Annotated in this window: 2 protein-coding genes (1 of these 2 running past the window's edge); both read left to right on the top strand. The window is 75.4% G+C overall.

Annotated elements, in window-relative coordinates:
- Window positions 1-3,430: non-ribosomal peptide synthetase (locus tag D455_RS31750; RefSeq protein WP_017573649.1), on the top strand; the 3,430-nt coding region annotated here is incomplete at its 5' end.
- 80 nt (window positions 3,431-3,510) lie between these two features.
- On the top strand, window positions 3,511-3,976 hold the 5' portion of the coding sequence (locus D455_RS35675; protein ID WP_449289323.1) for a TubC N-terminal docking domain-related protein. 170 nt of this gene lie beyond the right edge of the window; 466 of the gene's 636 nt are visible here — the first part of the coding sequence; it begins with the start codon at window positions 3,511-3,513; its stop codon lies beyond the right edge, outside the window.

Here is a 3,976-nt window from a genome sequence, read left to right as displayed (position 1 = left end):
CCGCCTCCTGCGCGAGCACCTGGCCGGAGCCGCGCACACCAGCGAGCCCCCCGTGGGAGAGGCCGAGACCCTGGTCGCCCGGGTCTGGGCGGACCTGCTGGGCTCGGGGCCCCTCAACCGGACGGACTCCTTCTTCGCGCTCGGCGGCGACTCCCTGCTGGCCACGCGCGTGGTGGCCGCCCTGCGCGCGCTCGGTCACGCCGACGCGGGCGTCTCGGAGCTGTTCGCCCACCCCGTCCTGGCCGACTTCGCCGCACGCCTCCCGGCCCGGGGAGAGGCCGTCGGCGACCAGCGGATCGTCCACGACCCCGACACGCGCCACGACCCCTTCCCGCCCACCGGAGTCCAGCGCGCCTACCTCACCGGGCGCAGCCCCGACTTCACCCTCGGCGGGGTCGGCACCTACCACTACACCGAGTTCGACGGCGCCGACGTGGACCTGCGCCGCATGGAGAACGCCCTGGACCGGCTCGTCGCCCGGCACGACATGCTCAGGGCCGTCTTCGACGCCGACGGGAACCAGAGGGTCCTGCCCTCCGCGCCGCCCGTGCGGGTGCCCGTGGCCGAGGCCGACCCCGACGACCCCGAGGCCGCGCTCACCGAACTCCGCGAGAGCATGTCCCACCAGGTCCTGGACCCCACCCGCTGGCCCCTGTTCGACGTGCGGGCCGTGCGCTACGTCCGCGACGGGCGGGAGCGGACCCGCCTCGGCGTGGGCCTGGACTACCTGGTCCTGGACGCGCTCAGCATCATGACCCTCCACACCGAGCTGGACCTGCTGTACCGCGAGCCCGACGCCGTCCTGGAACCGGTCGGGGTGACCTTCCGCGACTACCTCACCCAGGCGCGGACCGACCCCGAACGCGAGCGGCGCGACCGCGACTACTGGAGGGAACGCGTCGCTGACCTGCCCGCCGCACCCGCCCTGCCGCTGCGAGCCGACCCCGCGGACGTGGACCGGCCGCGCTTCACCCGGCGGTCGGACCGGCTCACACCCCAGGAGTGGGCCGCCCTCACCGGCCTGGCCCGCTCCGTCGGCGCCACCCCCTCCACCCTGCTGCTGGCCTGCTACGGCGAGGTCCTGGGGCGCTGGAGCGGGCAGACCGACCTCAGCCTCACCCTCACCCTGTTCAACCGCCACGACCTGCACCCCCACATCGGCCGCGTCCTGGGTGACTTCACCTCCCTGTCCCTGACCTCCTACCACCGCGCTCCCGGGCAGGACCCGGTCGAGGCCGCCCGCGACCTGCAACGTCGCCTGGGGCGGGACCTGGACCACAGGGAGGTCCCCGCCGAGGAGGTGCTGCGCGAACTCGCGCGGCGCACCGGCACCGCCCAGCCCGGGATCCCGGTCGTGTTCACCAGCTCCCTGGGCGTGGGCGAGGGCGTGTCCATGGACCCCTCCCCGGACTTCCCCCAGCGGGTGTGGGGCCTGTCCCAGTCGCCCCAGGTGTACCTGGACAACCAGGTCATGGAGAGCGGCGGCGGGCTGGAGGTGTACTGGGACGCGGTGGAGGACCTCTTCCGCCCCGGGGTCCTGGACGCCATGTTCGCCGCCTACCTGGGCATGCTGCGCGCCCTGGTCCGCGACGGGGAGGGCGGGTGGTCCCGGGCCGCCGCGGAGCTGCTGCCCGCCGAGCAGCGCGTGGTGCGCGCCTCCGTCAACGCCCCCTCCGGTGCCGCGCCGCGCGGCCTGCTGCACGAGGCCTTCTTCGACGGGGCCGCCGACCGCGCCAGCGCCCCCGCCCTCGTCACCGACCGGGGCGCGCTCACCCACGGCGATCTGGCCGACCGGTCCCTGCGCGTCGCGGCCGGGCTGGTCGAACGCGGCGTGCGTCCCGGTGACGCGGTCGCGGTGTGCCTGCCCAAGGGACCCGACCAGATCTGCGCGGTCCTGGGAGCCCTGGCCGCCGGAGCCGTCTACGTCCCGGTCGGCGTGGGCCAGCCGCCACTGCGGCGCGAGCGCGTCCACCGCGCGGCCCGGACCGTTCTGGCCGTCGGCGACGGCGCCGGAGCCCCCCGGGCCGCCGACGTGGCCGAGCTCCTCGGTTCGCCGCCCCTGGACGCGCCCGTGCCGCGCGACCCCGGCGAGGCCGCCTACACCATCTTCACGTCCGGCTCCACCGGGGAGCCCAAGGGCGTGGAGGTCTCCCACGCCGCCGCGCTCACCACCGTCGCCGAGGTCAACGACCGCTACCGGGTCGGCCCCGGCGACCGGGTCCTGGCCCTGTCCGCGCTCGACTTCGACCTGTCGGTCTACGACGTCTTCGGCCTGCTCGGCGCGGGCGGCGCGCTCGTCCTGCCCGAGGAGGACGAGCGCCGCGACGCCGAACGCTGGCGCGAGCTGTGCGCCGATCACGGTGTGACCGTCTGGAACACCGTTCCCGCCCTGCTCGACATGCTGATCCTGGCCTCCCGGGACAGGGGGCTGCCCTCCTCCCTGCGGCTGGCCCTGGTCTCGGGTGACTGGGTCGGCGGCGACCTGGCCCCGCGTCTGCGCCGGGCCAGCGGCGCGCGCGTCCACCTGGTGGCCCTGGGCGGTGCCACGGAGGCGGCGATCTGGTCCAACGCCTTCGACGGCGGCCACGTCCCCCCGGGCTGGCCCTCGGTCCCCTACGGCACGCCCCTGCGCGACCAGCGCTACCGGGTGGTGGACCCCCACGGTCTCGACTGCCCGGACTGGGTGCCCGGCGAGCTGTGGATCGGCGGCGCCGGGGTGGCCCTGGGCTACCGCGGCGACCCCGAACGCACCGCGTCCCGGTTCGTCACCGCCGGGGGAGAGCGCTGGTACCGCACCGGCGACCTGGGCCGCTACCGGCCCGGCGCGCTCCTGGAGTTCCTGGGCCGCGCCGACCGCCAGGTCAAGGTCGGCGGGCACCGCCTCGAACTCGGCGAGGTCGAGGCCGCGCTGGAGGACCACCCCGGCGTGCGCCGGGCCGCGGCCCTGGCGGTGGGGGAGCGCACCTCCCGCAGGGTGGTCGCCTTCGTGGCCACCGGAGAGGGCGCACACACGCCCGGCGATCTGGCCCGCCACCTCACCGAGCGGCTCCCCGCCCACGCCGTCCCCGCGAGCGTGCGGGCGGTCGAGGAGATGCCCCTCACCCCCAACGGCAAGGTCGACCTCCGCGCCCTGGAGGAGACGGCCGCCGCCGAGACGGACGGGGAGGGAACGCCCCCGGCCGACGAGGTCGAGGAGCACATCGCCCGCGTCTGGGGTGAGCTGACCGGCACCGTGGTCGACGACCGCGAGGCCAACTTCTTCGCCCTGGGCGGCACCAGCCTGCTGGCCATCCGCATGATCACCGTCCTGCGCCGCGAACTCGGCGAGGAGCTGTCCACCCGTGCCTTCCTGGCCGCGCCCACGCTCGCCGCGCTCGCCGACCAGGTCCGAGCGATCCGGCCCGACGACGTCCAGACCGGGGTGATCTGAACCCCGCCCCCATCACCGCTTGCGCACCGCTCGGCTCACAACCCTCACCCGGAGCCTCACACGCGAACCACCCGCCACTTGTGTCCCAGCAGCACTGCCTGGTCAGTGCCACTCGTCTAACCCGCCCCACCGAACCCGCGTACCACTCGGTTCGCAACCCCGCCCGGGACACCCGAACATCCCCCGTTCTCCGCCTCACCAGCCACCTCCCCCCACCACCCCACACGTCCCCGATCCGGTCCGTTCCCAGCGGACCAGTCAGAGGAGAGCCCACCGTGCAACCAGCCCCCGACGCCCCCGACGCCCTCCGCTCCCTGCTCGACGAGTTGCGCTCCGCGGGCGTCCACCTGTGGGCCGACGACGGCCGCATCCGCTTCCGCGGACCCACCGGGGCCCTCACCGACGAACACCGTGCGGCCCTGCGGGAACACCGCGACCGGGTCATCGCGCTTCTGGAGGCCGAGGCCGCCCCCTCCCTGACCCCCGACCCCGCCACGCGCCACGACCCCTTCCCCCTGACCGACGTCCAGGGCGCCTACCTCGTCG

This window comes from Nocardiopsis halotolerans DSM 44410, assembly GCF_000341065.1.
In the GTDB taxonomy this organism is placed as follows: domain Bacteria; phylum Actinomycetota; class Actinomycetes; order Streptosporangiales; family Streptosporangiaceae; genus Nocardiopsis; species Nocardiopsis halotolerans.
This window is presented reverse-complemented; position numbering and strand designations above follow the sequence as displayed.